The following is an 18,095-nucleotide window of genomic DNA, read 5'->3' as shown; positions in this document are numbered from 1 at the left end:
CTTACCTTTTCCTTGATTCCAGATTTTTTTCAATAAACAACATTTTTTTATTGAAAAACGATAAATAATAGTTTATTATCAATATGAAAATACATTAACGAGGTGTTCATAATGAAAAGAGGGTCAACGCTATTTCTACGAATGGCACTTATTTTACTTGGAGTTCCTGTACTTGCATTAGGGATTTTTGGGCTGACTTGGCTACCTAAGCATCCATTTAATGCTGATTTTGACCATATCCTATATCCGATACTAGTAGGTATGTATGCATCAGTGATTCCGTTTTTCGGGGCTTTGTATCAGGCGTTTAAGCTGTTAAACTTCATTGACAAGAACCAAGCTTTCTCTGAATTGTCGGTGAAAGCACTACAAACGATCAAATTCTGTGCTATCGCATTCAGTGGTTTGTATGTAATCATTCTGCCCTTTGTTTATATCGTCGCAGAAATAGATGATGCACCAGGTCTTATTCTCATGGGAATGGTCCCTACCTTTGCTTCCTTGGTCATCGCCGTCTTTGCTGCGGTTCTTCAGAGACTGTTACAAGAAGCAATTGATATCAAATCAGAAAACGATCTAACGGTCTGAGGTGAATACAATGGCGATTATTATTAATATTGACGTAATGTTGGCAAAGCGGAAAATGAGCGTAACGGAACTATCAGAGAGAGTTGGCATCACGATGGCAAACCTTTCGATCTTAAAAAATGGCAAGGCCAAGGCCATTCGATTATCCACTTTAGAGGCCATTTGTAAGGCATTGGATTGTCAGCCAGGGGATATTTTGGAGTATCGAAGTGATGAGGAGAATCAAGAATCGTAGACTTCTTGATATTAACTCCCCCGTAACATATAAAAAAGGATTGATGAGCAAGATAACACATCTCTTTCAATCCTTTTTTTGTACCCATAATCATTTCAACCCTCATTCGCGGAAATCCCTTATCTTACCCTGCTGATCTATTGCGATAAATCATCAGAGTATCGGATTTGCACGATTGTAACAATGAAGAGAACTCCTGCAGCAAACGCCACCGCTCCCATTGTGTCCACCAGCAGAGTTCCCCAAGACTCTAATTCGTTCGGGATTATTAAGATATTTCTCTGAATTCGCTTTCAAAAAACGTGCTAGTCCCCTGCAGTCATAGATAAATGCTGGTAAACCCAACTGACTAGCTAAGCGAACTATTCCTTCTATCACTTTATTAGCTTACAGGGAACATAATCATAGCTCCTATACATAGCGCTAGAATACGGAATAGGTACATAGGTACTGAGAACAACCAGAACTGCGGAAGCTTATATTTACCCATGCCTAAAATCATAGCCGGCATACCATCGACTGGCATATAACCGCCGTTCCATCCTGATATGACAACTGCAGTTGCGGCAGCAACAGGATTAAGTCCCAAACTCATGCTTGTTGCAATAGCTATTGGCGCAAAGATGAATACAGAACCCATATTAGAACCAGTAAAAGTAGCACAGGTACTGGTTAGAAGTGCGAAGATGAAGATAAGAATGAATGGGCTTACATTATTACCTAATGAATTCGCCACAACATCTCCGATCATCACTGTAAATCCAGAGTTAGCTAGAGCGTCAGCAACACCGATCACACCAGCCATCATAAGGATTACAGGTGCACCCATATTATCTCGAACTTCCTTGAAGTCAAGTACATTGATGATTAGTAAGAATGCACCTGCAAGGCCTGGGATTACAAAGGCAGCATTACCTATCACGCTCATAAGCATCATACCAACAACACTGATGATAAATACAGCGATGGTAGAGTATTCTTTCCACGCAGGCAAAACCTCAATCTCAGTCGTAGCCGCCACCTCATCATATTCAGAAGCTTCCGTTATTGGATGATCAGGTAGAAGACGATAAGCAACCAAACTCCATACCAAGAATCCAAGAGCCAAGATGAAATTCACTATAGCAAATTTCGACATTGACAGTCCGCCGGTATAACCTGCCGTTTCCAGTACGCTGACAGTAACACCATAGAAGAGTGCTACATTGAAAGGAAGCAAAGGGTGGTTAGTAGCAAACCCCAAAGGCATCATCAGCTTGGACGTAGGCATTTTTTTATTGTAAGGGATAGTAGATATTAAAGATAGAATCAGTACATAGTAACCAGTGGATCCAGAGCCTACTAAACTGGCACCAAGCATAACTACCACGAGCAAAAGAGCATAACTCTTATAACCGCCCTTATTTACCAACGCGAGCATAGAGGACTGAACCTTTCCAATCAATCTAGTCTTCATTAGTCCCGCCATAACAACCATAAAGCCAGCGATCATGATAACGCTTGGGTTCACGAAGCCTGCGAAAGCCTCCTGAACAGTGGACAGACCGACGACGACTAGCATAAGGCAAGCAAGGATTGGTGGTGCGCCGAATGCCATTTTGTCTGACATGATCAGTACAATCATCAGAATTAAGATACCAAGGGCAAGAATCATTTCCATTGTCATTTTCTGTTTCTCCTCTCTCTCTTAAGGGCTGACACTTTGCTATCATTTTGAAACTGTCAAGATCTATTAGAGAACCTGAGCAGCTGTTGAGTTATCATTCCTACTCTCTATTCTTCCCCACGCAACTTTGCCTGGATGTGGATCTGGTATGTAAGTAGGAATGTAGGCGATTGCACTTCAACCCTCGTAGACGCAGCACAATCATGCTAGAGTAATAGTGTGGGAATGGAGTCAGCCTCCAAGTCTCGTCCTAGTCGAAGGACTAACTGTGGTGAATACGATCATCCTCACGGGTACGCTTACAAGCAACCAGATGACCATTATCTTTATGGACTGACCCCATACTCTGAATGAGACGATCAAATATCATTATGTGATCACTTAATCTCTAACTTATTTCTCCAGAAGTAGGATTGTAAACCCCTTCATTTTCACGTTTTTCACCATATATATCTTCAACTGAAAAACTAGTATATTTCACACAGATTCTATTCTTATAGGCGTATACTAAATGCAAACGTCCTTGTGCATCTTGATAAATAGTTGGATATTCAAATTGTGAATTATTCGTTTTGTTCTCTGCTCCAATGAAACCTTCTGCATGTTCAATAATTCGACCGATTGGCCAGGTATTTCCGCCATCTTCAGACACTGAAACCACTACCGGGTTTCTTAATCCAGGCCATGCTACTTTACCTTTTTCTGGATTATTAGCGGAGCTTGCATTATATGCAATAGCAATTGCACCGTTATCCAGTTTGATGGCACTTATACTTGCATTATTATTTGGTAGGATGGTTGGCTCAGGCACTGTCCAAGAATCTCCATAATCCGATGACTCACTTCTATAAATATAATCCGCAAATCTACTTCTCATAAATGCCACTAAATGACCTTCTTCTAATTCGATCACATTGGCATGGACTCGTCCGTTACTTTCAGGCATGCGTACTTCTTTCCATGTTCGTCCTTCATCATCAGATACTTGAAATACGGTAGGATCATTTGTAAGACCTAATTCTGAATCTTCACATACCCACGTGCTAAATATCCATCTTCCATTACTTAATATTTGAATCGTTTGTCGAACAAAAGTACCAGGCTGACTAAATAATACTTCTGGTTCCGTCCAATTTTTACCATTGTCGTATGTTTTCTGATATTTAATAATGGACGTATACTGCATATTATCTTTACCTGGTTGTCGACCTTCCTGAGAAGTATAGATTAACCATACTGATTTATCAGGTGCGTGGAAAAATGATGGGTTTTGCTCACTACGCGTATCATCCTTAGAGATAATTTTCGGTTCGTTCCACTCCCCTGATTCATGATTAAATTTAGATAATACAATTGAAATATCAGGGCTACCTTCAAATGAACCTGCAAACCATGCACATAATAAATCTCCATCGTCTAACTTAGTAATCGTTGGGGCATGTGCGGTTGGAAAAGGGCCAGATGGAATCAAAGAAAAATCAATATTTGTATAGTCATCATGATATAATTTACCGTTCGGAATTGACTTGTTAACTACTAATTTATTATTACTCATACTAATCACCCTAATCACCTTATCTTTCTAATTAAATTTCTATCTTAATTACTATCTTAACCTCTGGGAGCTTCTCTAAATAGCTCTCTACAAACCTTTATCTCTTATTAGTAAGGGGTTACATTTTTGTATAAACTTTTTTTTGGAAAAGCTTTGATTGAGATTTCAGCTCCGAAACGCATGGTCTGTGTGTTCTCGGGGAACTTAAGATGATTCCTACGTGCTAAATGTTCGAATGACCTAAAATCCATCCACATTACACGAAAAATTCTTCTTTAAGCCCCCTTAAAACTCTTTTTACATAATGAATACCCTAATTCTTATTTGAACACTTCTTTTGGAGATAAATCAGCAGCAGATTGGATGGCTGCTAGCATACTTCTCTCGTCAGCTATATTCTTCCCGGCAATATCAAATGCAGTTCCATGGTCTACAGAGGTGCGAATAACCCCACCATTTAAACCAACCGTGATATTCACACCCTCTTCCAAACCTAATACCTTTATTGGCACATGGCCTTGATCATGATAACAGGCAACAACCAGATCAAAATCACCACGAACCGCTCGGAAAAACACAGTGTCTGCAGGGTGTGGACCGCTTACATTTATTCCTTCAGCCATCGCTAGCTTAATTCCAGGAACTAGTTTTTCTTCCTCTTCCCCTTCTCCAAACATGCCATTTTCACCGGCATGTGGATTAATTCCGCAAACCGCGATTCTTGGATTTGTATAGCCCGCACGTGTTAATGTTTCGTGGGCAAGCTTCACCACTTTATACGTCCGTTCTGGAGTAATAGACTGAATCGCTTTAATCAGACCAACATGTGTGGTCAAATGGATGACCTTTAATTTGGGTGAAGATAACATCATCGAATAATCTACCGTTTCCGTTAACTCTGCTAGGATTTCAGTATGTCCCGGATATAGATGCCCTCCCTTGTGAAGGGCTTCTTTATTTAATGGTGCGGTACAGATCGATTGAATCTCCTTACTCTTTGCCAGTTCAACAGCCGTCTTCAAATATTGAAAGGCAGCATCTCCCGCTTGTGGTGATAATTCTCCAAAAGGCAGGTCAGCAGGTAGTAAATCCAGATCGATACAATCAATTCTGCCTAAGTCAAATTTGCTTTCAGTGACAGATGCAACCGCCGTAACGGTTAATGGTGATTGAGTGATACGAATGGCTCTTTCTATCATTTTCGCATCACCTATCACAACTGGTCTGCACATTTCGTAAACAGCTGGATGCCCCAAGGCTTTCACGATGATCTCAGGCCCCACTCCTGCGGCGTCGCCCATGGTAATCCCTATAATCGGCTTCATCATATTCCCTCCCATGAAGTTTATAAACGGCTTTCAACATGACTTCCTTAGAGCCAAAGTTTCCAGCCTTAGTGACAATAAATAACTCTTTGTCAGTGAATACCCGGCCAAGCGGGATACCGGATTCTACTTCGTCCAGTAAAATAAATTCATTCACATGTAATTTAAGGAACACTTGCTGAGCGGTATCTCCTCCAGTTAAAAATAGATACTTTAAATCATGAACACGGATCAATTCTGACGCAAATTCACCTAATACCATTGAAATGATATTACTGATTTTAACCGAATCATATCCCAGTTGCTCTCCCATTTTACGGGTTTCAATCACATTATTCGAAGAGTATAACACTACATTTTTCCCTTGCAAAAAGGCCTCTTTAGCGCCAGACAGGATTCGCGTCAATTCCATAGCCTTTACATCTTCGTCTTGTAAAACTTTTGCCGAGTCCATTTCCAATCCAACCGTATCCGAATAGTTCAAAAGATGCTGCAGCTGGGACCTCCCTGTTGCACTAACACTACCAACAACCAAGAGAACAGGTTCACGATGAATAGGAAGAGGAAGCGTTTTTTGGACTTGTTTCATCCCGTAAATCTCCGGTAAATAATTCATTAACCCGGCAGAACCAACCCAAACGACGGAGAAGTCGGTCTGGTGAATCAACTCTACTAACTTTTCCAAATCGGACTCTTGAGCAGAATCAACCGTAATGTAAGAGATCTGATTGTTCTTACATGAAACCAGTTTGTCCATGATCGTGTCATAACCTTGATGAATCTCTCGGAAAGAAATATGCTCTACCTTCTGCTTCGATTGATTCTCTATTAATCTTTTAATCTCTGACTCCCTGACAGGTGTTTTTGGATCTTTTGCCACCTCGGTATTCTCCAATTTAACGGAATTCAGATAATGAATCCCATTGATGACTTTACGCCCATTCACCGGAAAGGCAGGGGCAATAATCACGAAATCCGGGGCAAAAGAATCATAGATAGCATTGATTTCCTCCCCAATATTCCCTCTCATGGTCGAATCAATCTTTTTATAGACCAAGTCAACTGTTCCTGATTTGATCGTGTCACATACCTTTTTCACTCTTTCGTAAGCCTCAAACCCGGTAACTGAGCGGCTGTCTGTATTGTAAATAACTGCGTCATAGTCATTCATTTTTTTAGAATGTTCCTGCACCACAACGGACACCTTTAAACCAAAACGGACTAGCTGCCCCCCGCAATCACTTGCCCCCGTTAAATCATCCGAAATGACTGATATTCTCATAATCTGGAATTATAGCAGTTGGCGATAAATCGCTTCAATATCTGCTAAACTTAATTTTTTCGGATTATTATTTAATAAACGGGTGACTTGAGAGGCTGACACAGAAATTTCCGGCACTTCTTCTTCTTTAACACCATAGTTTTTAAGATCTTGAGGGATTTCCAACACATGGGTCCACTCAATGATTTTTTCCACCACTTTTTCTGCCAACTGGCTATTGGAAAGACCCTGAACGCTGATTCCCATAGGCTCAGCAACTAAAGCCAATCGGTCCGTTATTGCATCCATATTGTATTTCATGACATGTGGAAGGAGCATAGAATTTGCCACACCATGAGGAATTTTATATTTTCCTCCTAAAGGATAAGCCAGAGCATGTACGGCAGCTGTTCCTGCACTTGTTAATGCCATCCCGCCATACATAGACCCTACCAACATTTTTTCTCTTGCCTCGATCGATTCTCCCTTTTGATACGCTTCCACAATACTCGAAGAGATTAAGCGGATCGACTCTAACGCAAACATATCACTGATTGGATTTGCCTTTGTTGAAATAAAGGATTCTAAAGAATGAGTAAAAGCATCCATTCCTGTTGCAGCCGTAATTGGCTTAGGTAATTTTAATGTAAGAACAGGATCAAGAATCACAAGGGTTGGAAGTAAATACTTACTTACAATACCAACCTTTAATTCTTGGTCCGGCAGGGTGACAATCGCATTTGGAGTAACCTCTGCACCAGTTCCTGAAGTGGTTGGAATCAAAATCGTTGGGACCCCTGCTTTCGCCACAAGGTCAGTTCCTAAAAGCTGCTCAACCGACGCATCGTTTGTTTTTAACACGGAGAGAATTTTTGTCGTATCAAGAACACTCCCCCCGCCAATACCAATCAATACATCGTAATTCTTATTTGCCACTTCTTCAAATACTTGTTCAATGTTCTCTAATGTAGGTTCTGGCAGAATATTTGTATTCGTATCAGCCGAAATTCCTTTCGCCGCCAATTGACTAACGATTTGTTCGACAAAGCCCAAATCCACCATCGTCGGCTGTGTAATGATCAGTGCGGATGTCAGTTCCACTCCCAGTAAATGCAATTTTTCTCCAAGTAACTGGAGTGAGTTTGGTCCTGCTACAATATTCTGTGCGGTTTGAAATTGATAAATCGTTTGCATGTCCATCCACCTTTCTAATTCCGTTATGTTGTGGTTTCCCTATCGTTATTTAACCAGCGATACTTTTTGTTGTTTATACCATTCCACCATTTCTGCGACCTTCACTAGCGCATCTCCAGATATCTCAGATACGGGCATTTTGGGCGGACCTACTGGAACACTATAAAGTTCTACCGCTTTCTTTAATACAGAAGGCAAGGTACCATATTTAAAGGTGTCACGAAGAGGCTGTAATTTTTCCTGTTTTTCCTCCGCCGCTTCTATATTTCCCTCTAACCAGTTGTTGTAAATTGCAACCACCACATCCGGAACCATATTGGCTGTCGCAGCAACTGCTCCTTTTCCTCCTGCCTGTAAGGTTTGGAGAATCAAAGAATCTGTACCGGCAAAAACGGAAAAATCTTCTTCCTTTGTAGCAAGGATGTAATTCTCGATGTTGGCAAAGTTGCCGCTGCTATCTTTGATTCCCACAATATTTGGCACTTTAGCTAGTCGTGCAACGGTTTCAGGCTCAAGATGAACCCCTGTTCTAGCCGGGATATTGTATAGAAGAATCGGTAGGGAAGTACTCTCAGCTACCTTTTCGAAATGAACGGCCATTTCCTCCTGTGATGGTGATATAAAGAACGGAGTGATCAAGGATAAAGCATCCGCGCCAAGCTGCTTCATTTTCTGTGATAAATCAATCGTTTCCTCTGTGCTAATACCACCCGTACCAACGATTACAGGTACTCTTCCTTTTGCTTCCTCGATGACAATCCTAGCAAATTTTAATTTTTCCTCGGTATTTAATGATTGAAATTCCCCGTTTGTTCCAAGAATGAAAAGGCCATGTACACCTGAATCAAGCAAATGATTTGTTAATTGTCTTGTAACAGATTCGTTGACTTTTTGTTCCATCGTTAATGGAGTCAACATAGCTGGAATGATTCCTTTTAGTTCCATATCCTTACACCTTCTTATTTAATTGTTTATTTTTGAAACAGTTATAATATCGCTTACATGTTGAATTATAGATCATACTGTTTATTTTAACAACTACTATCTTTAATAAAATAATAAAAACATCAAAACTGTTTAAATTTGAAACAGTTTTGATGTTTTTATCTACAGTTCCTTTAATTTTCTCCATAAAGTGGTTCGGTTAATCCCTAGCCTTTCAGCTGTTTTGGTTTGATTCATCCCTTCTTCCAGCCAAACCTGCCTGATGATTCTATGTTCGATTTCCTCTAAAGTACCCGTTAGATCCAGCTGTGTCATTTCCGTTTCCTTTACCTTTGTTTTTAAAATATAATTGATATCTTCTCTTTCAATAAAAGGTCCATCTGCTAACAGTACCGTTTCATTTATCACTTGTTTCAATTGGGTGATGTTTCCCGGCCAACTATAATTCTCTAACTCCTCGATTGCTTCATTCCGAATCCCGGCAATTTGTTTCCCGTATTTTGTATTCGACTCATTAATAAAAATACGAGCAATATGATCAATATCTTCTTTTCGCTTGGATAACGGCGGAATACTTAAGGTCAATTGGGCCAGCAGATAATACAAATCATTTAAAAAGACACCGCTTTCAATCATGGTCAAAATATTCTCACTTGATGACACAATCATGCGTGACTTTGGATTATTCTTTTTGAGATAGGACAACAATTCCTTCTGATTGGATAAAGCAATGGAATCGATACTTTTGAGAAAGATTGTTCCATTATCATTAGATGCAAGCAGGCCTTCTTCTTCATTCAACAACAAGTTCCACTGTTCTGCCGTTAAAAGAGAACAATTAATGGTCACTAGGGGAAAGGCGCGTTTGGAACTGCGATAATGGATATAATGAGCTAATTTTTCCTTCCCTGTTCCTTTTTCGCCGCTGATCCAGATCGATTCTTCTTTTTCACTATATTTTTCGGCTGTTTGTATAACCATTTTCATCTGGTTACTTTTTATAAAAGAAGATTTGATCGGGCTAGAATTCATCAGTGAAGAAATAATGTTTATACCATCGGAAAGCCTTTTGTGATTGGATTCCACTCTTTGTAATCGAAACAAAACCAGTGATATTTCAAATCCTTGTAATTGGGTCCCCTTTACCTTCCAAAAAACGTTGTTGTTTTCAATTAAAGTTGTATATTCGCCTTTTGCCATAACTTCTGTCACTGCATCTTCAGTCTTGATTGAAGCCTTAAAGGTTTTGCTTAATTGTTCAGTGAAATATGTATTGGAATAGACATGATTAAATGTTGTGTCAAACACCACGAAGCCTTCTTCTTCTACTTGAAGAATTTGTTGCGCAATCGATAATTTTCCTCTAAGAATGGAAAAATAATTGTGCATTTTTTTAGCACTTTGAAAAGCCTTTAGGATGCTTTCTTTTCCAGAAGTAATTAATATTCCATTCAATCCAAGGTTTTCTGCTTCCTTCACGGTAATGACATCACCAATAATCACTTCATATCCCTCTTCAAGCAACTGCTTTAAAGTTGGTTTTACTTCCTCCTCTTTTGAAATAACATAGTGGGAAATATCCATTTCAAGTAGTTGACTAACAGTTGCTGCTCCCTCCGATATGGGTGGAAAACCGACAATCGCGGCCTTACCAGGATAGTCTCTTACAAGGGTTAACACTCGGAGCATATCATATCCGGAAACTTCAATTTCAATAACAGGAATGGATACTTTCTTTTGGATGAGTTCTGCCGTTCCCCCACGGCTAATAATAATATCAAACCCCTGATCTGCTGCCCGACTGGCGAGCTCAACCCCTTTTTCTAAATCTCCAACCTCCACATGTATTTCAAAATCTTGATTACGTCCTAATTCTATGATTAATTCTTTTAACCCCTCATAGGGGGCGATCGACAAAGCCTTCACTTAACATCACCTTCTGTTGCATTATTAAACAATCTTTATCTTTACTATATCAGAAAAAAATCAAACTGTTTATTTATTAAATCATTTTAGCAAATCACATGATACGTTCCAAGTTCCACAAAGTCCCACAGGACGTTCTCGAATCACGAAGGCTAACCATTTTTTTGAGATAAAATAAAAAAGGATGACGAGCAAGTGTTTCAATGTTCGATCTCATAGCCAAACATTGTGAGATCAAAGCAAATGGATGGAGTCATATCATGAAAACATCAATTAGAGAGATAGGCCCGGTTAAGTAGAGGGTTTTTCATTAATGTATGACAAAAAAGGATTACAAAATAGGTTTTGGCAAATGAACGGCACGAAAGTACATAGAAGGAGCGGTCATGACGGTTGATTTGAATTGGACGGAATCACATTTGTCGCGTTAAATGGGGGGGCCAAAATATACATTCTCTGAAGCGATCTCGCTGATTATCAACTGTGAGACACAAGAGGAACTAGACTATTATTGGGAACAACACACTCAGAGACAGCCTCTCTGAGTGTGTTGTTTTGTTTGGTTGTTAGGCTTACTTTTTCTTATCAGTGCGTGAATGTCTTTTATCGGCCGCATTCGCTATAAATAAGAAAGCAATTCCAAAAATAATACCTGCAACTATCATCGTAGTCCAATTACCAATAGGGAAAAATAGTGATAACAAGAATAACAATACTCCACTACCTACTACTAAAGTTAAGCCTATCGTAAATGACATCTTTTCAGGTAATGCTTTGATTTTATCCAATATGGTGTCACCCTTTCTAATTTAATTAACTATTAACTAAACCTGTTGATTACAGCCACAAACAACTCTATTCATCCCCTAAAATTGAATTTACTACCTAGACGATCACTTGACGAGGTAGAAAGACACCGTTTCATTCCTTTCCTTAAACTCATTGTTATTGTTATATATACAAACCTCAGTTATAGAGAATACAACTAGGCAATCGTATCTCTAAAAATCAGAAAGATGGTTCCGTATAACAGAATGTTAAAGACTGCAAGTAACGTCAACACGAATGTCTTTTTTTCTTTTTCATATTTCCATTTTATAAATGCTCGTAGACTGTGTAACAAAGCAAAAAAGAGGATGGTTAATAGAAATATATCATCGATAAACAATAGTAAAATGAAATGCACAATTAATAAGGACCGTTCTAGCCATTTCTGAGTAGCGTTCAACGGTTTGTAAATGGCCCAGGGAGTCTTCTCAATCTGCAACTTTTTACGTAGATACCGATTCAGTATCCAATCGTACAAAAAAAACAACGCAAAAAACCCGAGGATTTTCATAAAAGTGAAACTCCTTTTAGACTTTATTTTATTTAACTAAATATTACCATCTAATTACATAGTTTGATACTAAGAGGGTAACAATCCTACAAGATTCATAGCTCAAACCTTAATAGTAAAGCGACTAAATGAAACCACAAAAAGAACCCCCTTTCGTTTCCCTGAAAGGAGATTACAAATTTTCTATTTTTTTCCTAGACGGCCAAGTATAAACGTATATAAAAATGCCACAATTGATGCACCTAAGAAAAATGCTGTTAAACCGCCGAAGGCCATTCCCATCCATGGATTCTCACCAAAAGTTAAAGCAATCGTGATTACTACGCCTACACCAACAAGGGCAAGATTCACTTTTGCAGGCAAATACCTTCTGGAAGTGTGGAAATATGAAAGATAGGTGATTACTAGAATTATAAGCAGGATATAGAGCCCCGCTGCAGTTTGGCCATTCGCTACATTTGAAATAACGGATAGGACACGTTGAGCGTTGATTCAGGCGGCATGTGGAACGTAACATAATCCAATTCCTTATTTCGTACGTCTTGGATCATAAATTCATATTTTTCAGGAGACCCCGGCCAGTTCGTATTTTCCAGGAAAGCGATTCGTTCCTCCTTGTGAAAAAACATGGGAGCTATAACGGATGTATTCAAATTTGTCATTCTTTCCTTTTTTCCTGACGCAACGTCCATCAAAAATAAATCATATTCATATAATGAGCTGTTTCGCGACTCTTCGGCGATGGATGTATAAACAACCTTTGTTCCGTCCGGAGAAACCACCGTCGAATAGGCCTCGACTGGCAGAAGGCTGGAACCATCAGCAGGACTCTCTGTCCCTGTCTCAAGGGAATAAGAGGTGAATTGTTCCCGATTCCCATTATATAAATGGTAAAACACTTGATCCCCGGCTGGCGAGATGGACAGCGCGTTCATCGTAAAGTGGTTCTTATCGGTTAATTGCTTATTGTCTTCACCGGTGATGCTCACAGAATATAAATCTAGCCCTTCCTTTGTCTCGCCTTCAGCTTTCCGAAAATCCTCCTCAAGGATGGCTGTATAAAAAACAGTGTCCCCTGCAGCAGAGAATACCGCTTCGGATACATGCATATTCTTCTCACTCAACCTTTTTTGATTGCTGCCGTCGCGATGTGCCATCATAAGTGAATTAATGCCATCCGAATGAGAGGAGAGAAACAAAATCCTTTCCCCTTCTGGAGAATATTTTGGGCTATGGAGCCTCGCCTTCCCGGCATCAACCAGCTTCTGTACATTTTCCCCATTCACATCGGCCTCATAAATATCTTTATCTCCGTTTAAATAATAAGAAATTAGCACCTTCTCGTCATTCGGCGAGATATCAAACTTATTTCCAAGTCCAACGAAGAACCTATAAGGGTCATCCTGACTAAAAAAGGTAAATACTAGAGTCGATACAAATAAAATCGTTGTAGCGACGATTAAACTTCCCAACGTTCGTTTTCTTCTCATGTTCTCTCCTTTGTTTACTTAGCATTTTTAGACTCCATCGAGGAGATTGAGTCTATTGGACTTTCTGTCATTCTATTTCCACGCCTAATAAGAAAACTTTTTAATTTCATAGGTCCTTCCCTTCAGGATCTTATCCACCTTGCCTGTCTAACACCTCTCCATTACCCGATAGACCTCTAACAATCATTTCTCTTCCTATTTGGAAGTAGTATCGTAATCCATTGCTCGATATGATTTTTGCTTCCTCAAAGGTTTCTTCCTCATGTGTTTTTGTTTCCACTGTTACAATATTGGGGTTATTTATTTCTCCAAACACCACGTAAAAATCATGAAGGGTATTACCTTTATGGTCGTAGTCACGAAGAGCTTCACTATAAAGTGTCATATTCTCGTTCTCATAGTGACTCCATCCATGTTGGCCAATGCTTTCCCACCCTTCTTTGTCGTTTCCTTTAAAGAATGCAACAGCGAGGGCCTCATAGTCCGCGAGGGGTAGTTCCTCTTGATCGGGAAATGTTGTATACATAACAATGGTTACACCGTCGTAGTTTTCCTTATGAACAATATGGTTCACTTGATGCGGGATCCCTTTTTGTAATGCTTCTTCAAAATCGTCGAATGTACCGAATTCCCAATCAGAAGCGAGAGCCCAGCGACTGAGTCCTATGGCTGCCAATATCACTAGACATACAAAAAAACCTTTACGCACGGAATCGCCTCCCCATTTATCAATCACCTTCAGTTGTATGGCTCATTGGAATAGGACTCAAAGGCCTGATTTATGACCATCCCGGCTCCTTACGATCGGTAAAATGCGGGATGCGTTTTCTTTTAACTGTTTGATCGAGCGTTTTGGTTTTCGCATACATACTCCTCAAAAGCATGTAGTTATAGGAATATTTTAACATGAATGGATAGGAGCTAGGAGAAAGAAAAATGCCAGGTGAATAAAATCACCTGACATTCCTCTAATAGGTACGTTCTTTCCAATTGTAACTTTTCCCAATTATCATCTTCGCACAAGAGAGTGTTCTACATAAACCTGAACCTGATTACGTCCATTCTCTTTCGCCGAATATAAGGCTTTGTCCGCTTGATTCAGAAGCTGATATAATGTCGTCCCTGTCTCATGTGTGACTTCAGCTACTCCCATGCTTACCGTAACAGGAATCTCTCCTTCCTTCCATTTAAAGGGGTGAGCTTCTATACAGCTACGAATGTGATTGGCTAACACTTCCCCTTCTAAGGCCGACCTCCCCTTTAGAGAGAAAATAAATTCCTCCCCGCCATATCGGGCAAAGATGTCACCTTCCTGTAATTGGGTTTGACAAGCTTTTGCGACATGAATGAGTAATTGATCACCTACATAATGGCCATAGGTATCATTCACTTTTTTAAAATAATCAATATCCATTAAGATCACCGTATAAACACTCGATTCCTTCATGGCTTTTGCAAAGTCTTGTTCGCTTTTATGAAAAAATGCACGACGATTATAAATTTGGGTGAGTTCGTCATAATACGCTTGTTGCTCCAACTGACCCTGTAGCCGTTTGACCTCTGTGATATCGGTAAAAAGTATCAATAATCCTTTGTTATTTTTCGAATTCTGCAACAAGGTGGTACGCACCTGGTAGATACGCTGTGAATCCTCACCAGTAGGCACCTCTATTTCCTGATAATGCTCGGTAGCGTCTAGTTTAAAAGAAATAGCTGTTCCCGACAGACCCTGCCAAACCTGTTCAAGGTCGGTCCCATACATAGCTGTATTCAATGGTGGAAACATCTTTTTACACGCTGTGTTAAACTCTATTAATCTATTGGAATCATCTAACACCATGACCCCATCATTCATGCTATTAAAGATCTCATCTTTTGCTATAGGCATGATCGTAAACAGGCGTGAGGAACCTATAGCCCATAAATAAAAGAGCGTCGCAAGCCATCTGACCATTGGTACCGGGTCCACCCCTGCTGGTGTTAACCCAATCAAATAGACAAAAGCGGTGATCATCGGGACTAATTGCCCGCACATAAGAGCAATTAATTGAGGACGATACGCTTTGGAGGTTTCCTTCCAATGAGCAAGTATGAGGATAAATCCGGCAAACAGGCACGAGAAGGTGAAAATGCCATGAACCACATACCATCGACCAATTTCCAAATGAATAAAAGGCGCTCCTAGGACAGGATCCACTTCGAATACTCGATAATGAAGATGATGCCAGTCATTCGTAGCCACCATCACCATGCTAATAAACGGAATCGTAAGAAGAGCGATACACCTTTTTTTCGTGATTTTCATGCCTAAAAACTGCATGGTAAACAATAAGCTCAATGGTGGAGAAAATGGCATGCCGACATATTGAATCGTTGTCCAAAACTTGAGTTGTTCAAGAGTTGTTGCCATCATGCCAAAGGCAGCCCCTAAACAATAAATCGTTGTCGCTGCCGTATATAGAAGAAACATCCTTGCGATATTCGTGTATTTGTGACGATTAAAAAACACGTAAAAAAATAGAAACAAGTTTAATACACTGGATGTACATATAAGAGTAATATAAGCCGTTAGTTCTGAATTCACCTGTGTTCCCTCTTTAGAAAGTAGTATTCCTATAATTTAGCACAAATGAATGAGAAATGTCGTGATTTTTCAAAATCAAGTAGTGTAATTAGTCCTGATTTATTCTGAAAGCAAGTCACATCCGCCCACTCACAAACCCAACGGATTGTTTTTTTCTCCTCCGTTCATATTGTAGAAACTATTGAACAAACTAGTAACAATTATTAGGCATTTCAGGTGTGAGAAAGGAGGGTCATTCGAATAAAAAAAGTTAGGAGAGCGTTTATGATCATTCTCGTCTTTTATCTATTGTATATTACAATATTCGCCGCTGTAATATTTAACTATAACCATCCAGAGGTTAGCAGTAGCTATAAAGAACAACATAAAGTGGAACGATTCTATGGGAATGAGGCCTCCCAGGATCGCGTCATTCTCCTGGAGGAAAAAACGTTCTCAGGGGTCACCCGTATTAACTTAATGGAAAATGCCCAAGAGTCTATTGATATCGCCTATTATTCGATTCATAAAGGGTATATTACCGATCTTATTTTCGGAATGATTCTCGATGCGGCCGATCGTGGCGTAAAGGTACGGATCCTTTTGGATGGAATCGTTCATGGCCTTAGATTTGGTCTAAAGGATCTCAAATATGCTTTACTCAATCATCCCAATATCGAGGTAAAATTTTATGAACCCTTCAACCCGTTACTCCCTTGGACATGGAATAATCGACTGCATGATAAAATCTTTGTGGTCGACAATAAGTACGCACTGATCGGCGGAAGAAATATCGGAAATCGTTATTTTGTTCAAGAAGGTGAAAAAAACCCTACGTATGACCGAGATGTTCTCATTATTAATACGGATCCAAAAACAAAGGAAAACAGTGTGTTAAACCAAATGGAAGGCTACTTTAATGAAGTCTGGGACCATCCCATTACAAAGGTGCCTTTAGATAAGCTATCCACACGTCAACAAAGGAAAGCAACAGAAGCCACTCACCAATTAAAACAGAAACTAGAGAACCTGAAAAAAACGGATACAAAATTATTTAATACTTATTATGACTGGGTGAAGATGTCTCTTCCTACAAAAAAAGTCACTTTTATTCATAACCCTATACAAAGATTTAATAAAGAGCCTTGGGCATGGTATGATTTAACGAATCTCATGAAGAACTCGAAAAAGTCTTTACTCATCCAAAGTCCTTATGTGATACCAACGAAACCTATGCGCACCTATATCAATTCGTTACAAGTACCTCCGGAAAAGACAACGATTTTAACCAACTCTATGGCATCGACAGCCAATGTGATGGCCTATTCCGGACATATTAAGCATATCAACAGTATGGTAAACGAGGGCTTAAATGTATGGGAATATCAAGGTCCAGACTCCATACATGCCAAAACATTTATCTTTGATGATCGATTAAGTGCGATTGGAGCATTTAATGTGGATGCGAGGTCCGCTTATATAAATACCGAATCCATGGTTGTCATTGATAGTGTGGACTTCACCACAAATCTCGAGAAGGAAATGAACCAATATTTTAAAAAGAGCTTAAAGGTAGCAAAGGATCAGTCGTATATAGAGGATCCCCATGTAAAGCCAGGTAAAGTCAGTCGGGTTAAATCATTCGGTATAAAAGCACTCTCCTATATAACCGGTTTATTTCAGCATTTATTATGAGTCTCTTCTAAAGACCTCATGAATCCATCAAGTGAAAGTTAGAGGAAGTTCGCGGAATGATTACCATTGATTCCGGACATAATAAATAGTAAGATAAATACATGAGCTGCATTGTTCGTATTCATAATAAAGTTTTAACCTTTAAGCTGTAATAGGGAGTTTAACATTGAAACACGAATGACAAGCCTTCGTCTATATGACAAGGAGGACACGCAAGAATGTTTCTGCGAACACCCACTTTGAGGAGTGGTGGTTTAAAACTTTCTTATACCTTTATACGGCAAATGCGGCACTACATATGGAAAAAACCAGT

Annotated in this window: 17 protein-coding genes, 1 other RNA gene and 1 pseudogene; 5 read left to right on the top strand and 14 right to left on the bottom strand. The window is 39.6% G+C overall.

The features are described from left to right. Positions 1–111: 111 nt before the first annotated feature. Both BKO01S_RS06970 and BKO01S_RS06965 read left to right on the top strand, forming a co-directional pair. Positions 112–588: a DUF2975 domain-containing protein gene (locus BKO01S_RS06970; protein WP_066050868.1), complete on the top strand. Its 477-nt coding sequence runs from the start codon at positions 112–114 to the stop codon at positions 586–588. A gap of 10 nt (positions 589–598) precedes the next feature. Continuing rightward, a complete protein-coding gene (locus BKO01S_RS06965; RefSeq protein ID WP_066050866.1) occupies positions 599–823 on the top strand; it encodes a helix-turn-helix domain-containing protein in 225 nt (74 codons plus the stop codon). A 282-nt stretch (positions 824–1,105) separates the two neighbouring features. On the opposite strand, the pseudogene BKO01S_RS25170 reads toward BKO01S_RS06965, so the two are convergent. From BKO01S_RS25170 to BKO01S_RS06930, 8 genes and pseudogenes are all read right to left on the bottom strand, one after another. Next, positions 1,106–1,201, bottom strand: a pseudogene (locus BKO01S_RS25170) (hypothetical protein); the annotation flags it as partial. Between the two features lie 4 nt (positions 1,202–1,205). Next, positions 1,206–2,432 (bottom strand): SLC13 family permease, encoded by a 1,227-nt coding sequence (locus BKO01S_RS06960; RefSeq protein WP_269748503.1) that lies wholly within the window; start codon positions 2,430–2,432, stop codon positions 1,206–1,208. 445 nt (positions 2,433–2,877) lie between these two features. Next, positions 2,878–4,044 (bottom strand): sialidase family protein, encoded by a 1,167-nt coding sequence (locus tag BKO01S_RS06955; RefSeq protein WP_066050860.1) that lies wholly within the window; start codon positions 4,042–4,044, stop codon positions 2,878–2,880. A gap of 320 nt (positions 4,045–4,364) precedes the next feature. Next, on the bottom strand, positions 4,365–5,369 hold the full coding sequence (gene pdxA, locus BKO01S_RS06950; protein ID WP_066050856.1) for a 4-hydroxythreonine-4-phosphate dehydrogenase PdxA: 1,005 nt from the start codon (positions 5,367–5,369) through the stop codon (positions 4,365–4,367). After that, positions 5,317–6,651, bottom strand: a complete 1,335-nt coding sequence (locus BKO01S_RS06945) for a four-carbon acid sugar kinase family protein (RefSeq protein WP_066050854.1) — start codon at positions 6,649–6,651, stop codon at positions 5,317–5,319. The genes pdxA and BKO01S_RS06945 overlap by 53 nt, the downstream gene beginning before the upstream one ends. A gap of 9 nt (positions 6,652–6,660) precedes the next feature. Further along, positions 6,661–7,824 carry an iron-containing alcohol dehydrogenase gene (locus tag BKO01S_RS06940; protein ID WP_066050851.1) on the bottom strand — a complete coding sequence of 388 codons (1,164 nt, stop codon included), beginning with the start codon at positions 7,822–7,824 and terminating at the stop codon, positions 6,661–6,663. Positions 7,825–7,869: 45 nt separating this feature from the next. Then, positions 7,870–8,769, bottom strand: a complete 900-nt coding sequence (dapA, locus tag BKO01S_RS06935) for a 4-hydroxy-tetrahydrodipicolinate synthase (RefSeq protein ID WP_066050848.1) — start codon at positions 8,767–8,769, stop codon at positions 7,870–7,872. A gap of 162 nt (positions 8,770–8,931) precedes the next feature. Then, positions 8,932–10,695: a sigma-54-dependent Fis family transcriptional regulator gene (locus BKO01S_RS06930; protein ID WP_066050845.1), complete on the bottom strand. Its 1,764-nt coding sequence runs from the start codon at positions 10,693–10,695 to the stop codon at positions 8,932–8,934. Positions 10,696–11,126: 431 nt separating this feature from the next. On the opposite strand from BKO01S_RS06930, the gene BKO01S_RS23840 reads away from it, so the two are divergent. Further along, a complete protein-coding gene (locus tag BKO01S_RS23840) occupies positions 11,127–11,240 on the top strand; it encodes a VOC family protein (RefSeq protein ID WP_198158776.1) in 114 nt (37 codons plus the stop codon). Positions 11,241–11,267: 27 nt separating this feature from the next. Here BKO01S_RS23840 and BKO01S_RS06925 read toward each other — a convergent pair whose 3' ends face one another. The 6 genes from BKO01S_RS06925 to BKO01S_RS06900 form a co-directional block, all read right to left on the bottom strand. Continuing rightward, positions 11,268–11,483: a hypothetical protein gene (locus BKO01S_RS06925; protein WP_066050841.1), complete on the bottom strand. Its 216-nt coding sequence runs from the start codon at positions 11,481–11,483 to the stop codon at positions 11,268–11,270. Between the two features lie 197 nt (positions 11,484–11,680). Then, on the bottom strand, positions 11,681–12,034 hold the full coding sequence (locus tag BKO01S_RS06920; RefSeq protein ID WP_066050839.1) for a DUF4181 domain-containing protein: 354 nt from the start codon (positions 12,032–12,034) through the stop codon (positions 11,681–11,683). Positions 12,035–12,217: 183 nt separating this feature from the next. Further along, positions 12,218–12,397: a hypothetical protein gene (locus BKO01S_RS06915; RefSeq protein WP_066050836.1), complete on the bottom strand. Its 180-nt coding sequence runs from the start codon at positions 12,395–12,397 to the stop codon at positions 12,218–12,220. A gap of 89 nt (positions 12,398–12,486) precedes the next feature. After that, positions 12,487–13,524, bottom strand: a complete 1,038-nt coding sequence (locus BKO01S_RS06910) for a TolB family protein (protein ID WP_066050833.1) — start codon at positions 13,522–13,524, stop codon at positions 12,487–12,489. A 130-nt stretch (positions 13,525–13,654) separates the two neighbouring features. Further along, positions 13,655–14,233: a hypothetical protein gene (locus BKO01S_RS06905; protein WP_066050830.1), complete on the bottom strand. Its 579-nt coding sequence runs from the start codon at positions 14,231–14,233 to the stop codon at positions 13,655–13,657. A 300-nt stretch (positions 14,234–14,533) separates the two neighbouring features. Beyond that, positions 14,534–16,108 carry a histidine kinase N-terminal 7TM domain-containing diguanylate cyclase gene (locus BKO01S_RS06900; protein ID WP_066050827.1) on the bottom strand — a complete coding sequence of 525 codons (1,575 nt, stop codon included), beginning with the start codon at positions 16,106–16,108 and terminating at the stop codon, positions 14,534–14,536. A 264-nt stretch (positions 16,109–16,372) separates the two neighbouring features. Here BKO01S_RS06900 and BKO01S_RS06895 point away from each other — a divergent pair, with 264 nt between their 5' ends. Continuing rightward, entirely contained in the window at positions 16,373–17,782 is a 1,410-nt protein-coding gene (locus BKO01S_RS06895; protein WP_066050824.1) for a phospholipase D-like domain-containing protein, read from the top strand. Positions 17,783–17,882: 100 nt separating this feature from the next. Beyond that, a non-coding RNA gene (gene ssrS, locus BKO01S_RS06890) (6S RNA) lies at positions 17,883–18,079 on the top strand. Positions 18,080–18,095: the final 16 nt, after the last annotated feature.

The sequence above is a fragment of the Robertmurraya korlensis NBRC 107688 genome (genome assembly GCF_001591645.1).
Lineage (GTDB): Bacteria > Bacillota > Bacilli > Bacillales > Cytobacillaceae > Robertmurraya_A.
Note: the sequence above shows the minus strand (reverse complement) of the source record. Positions and strands in the feature narration are given on the sequence as shown.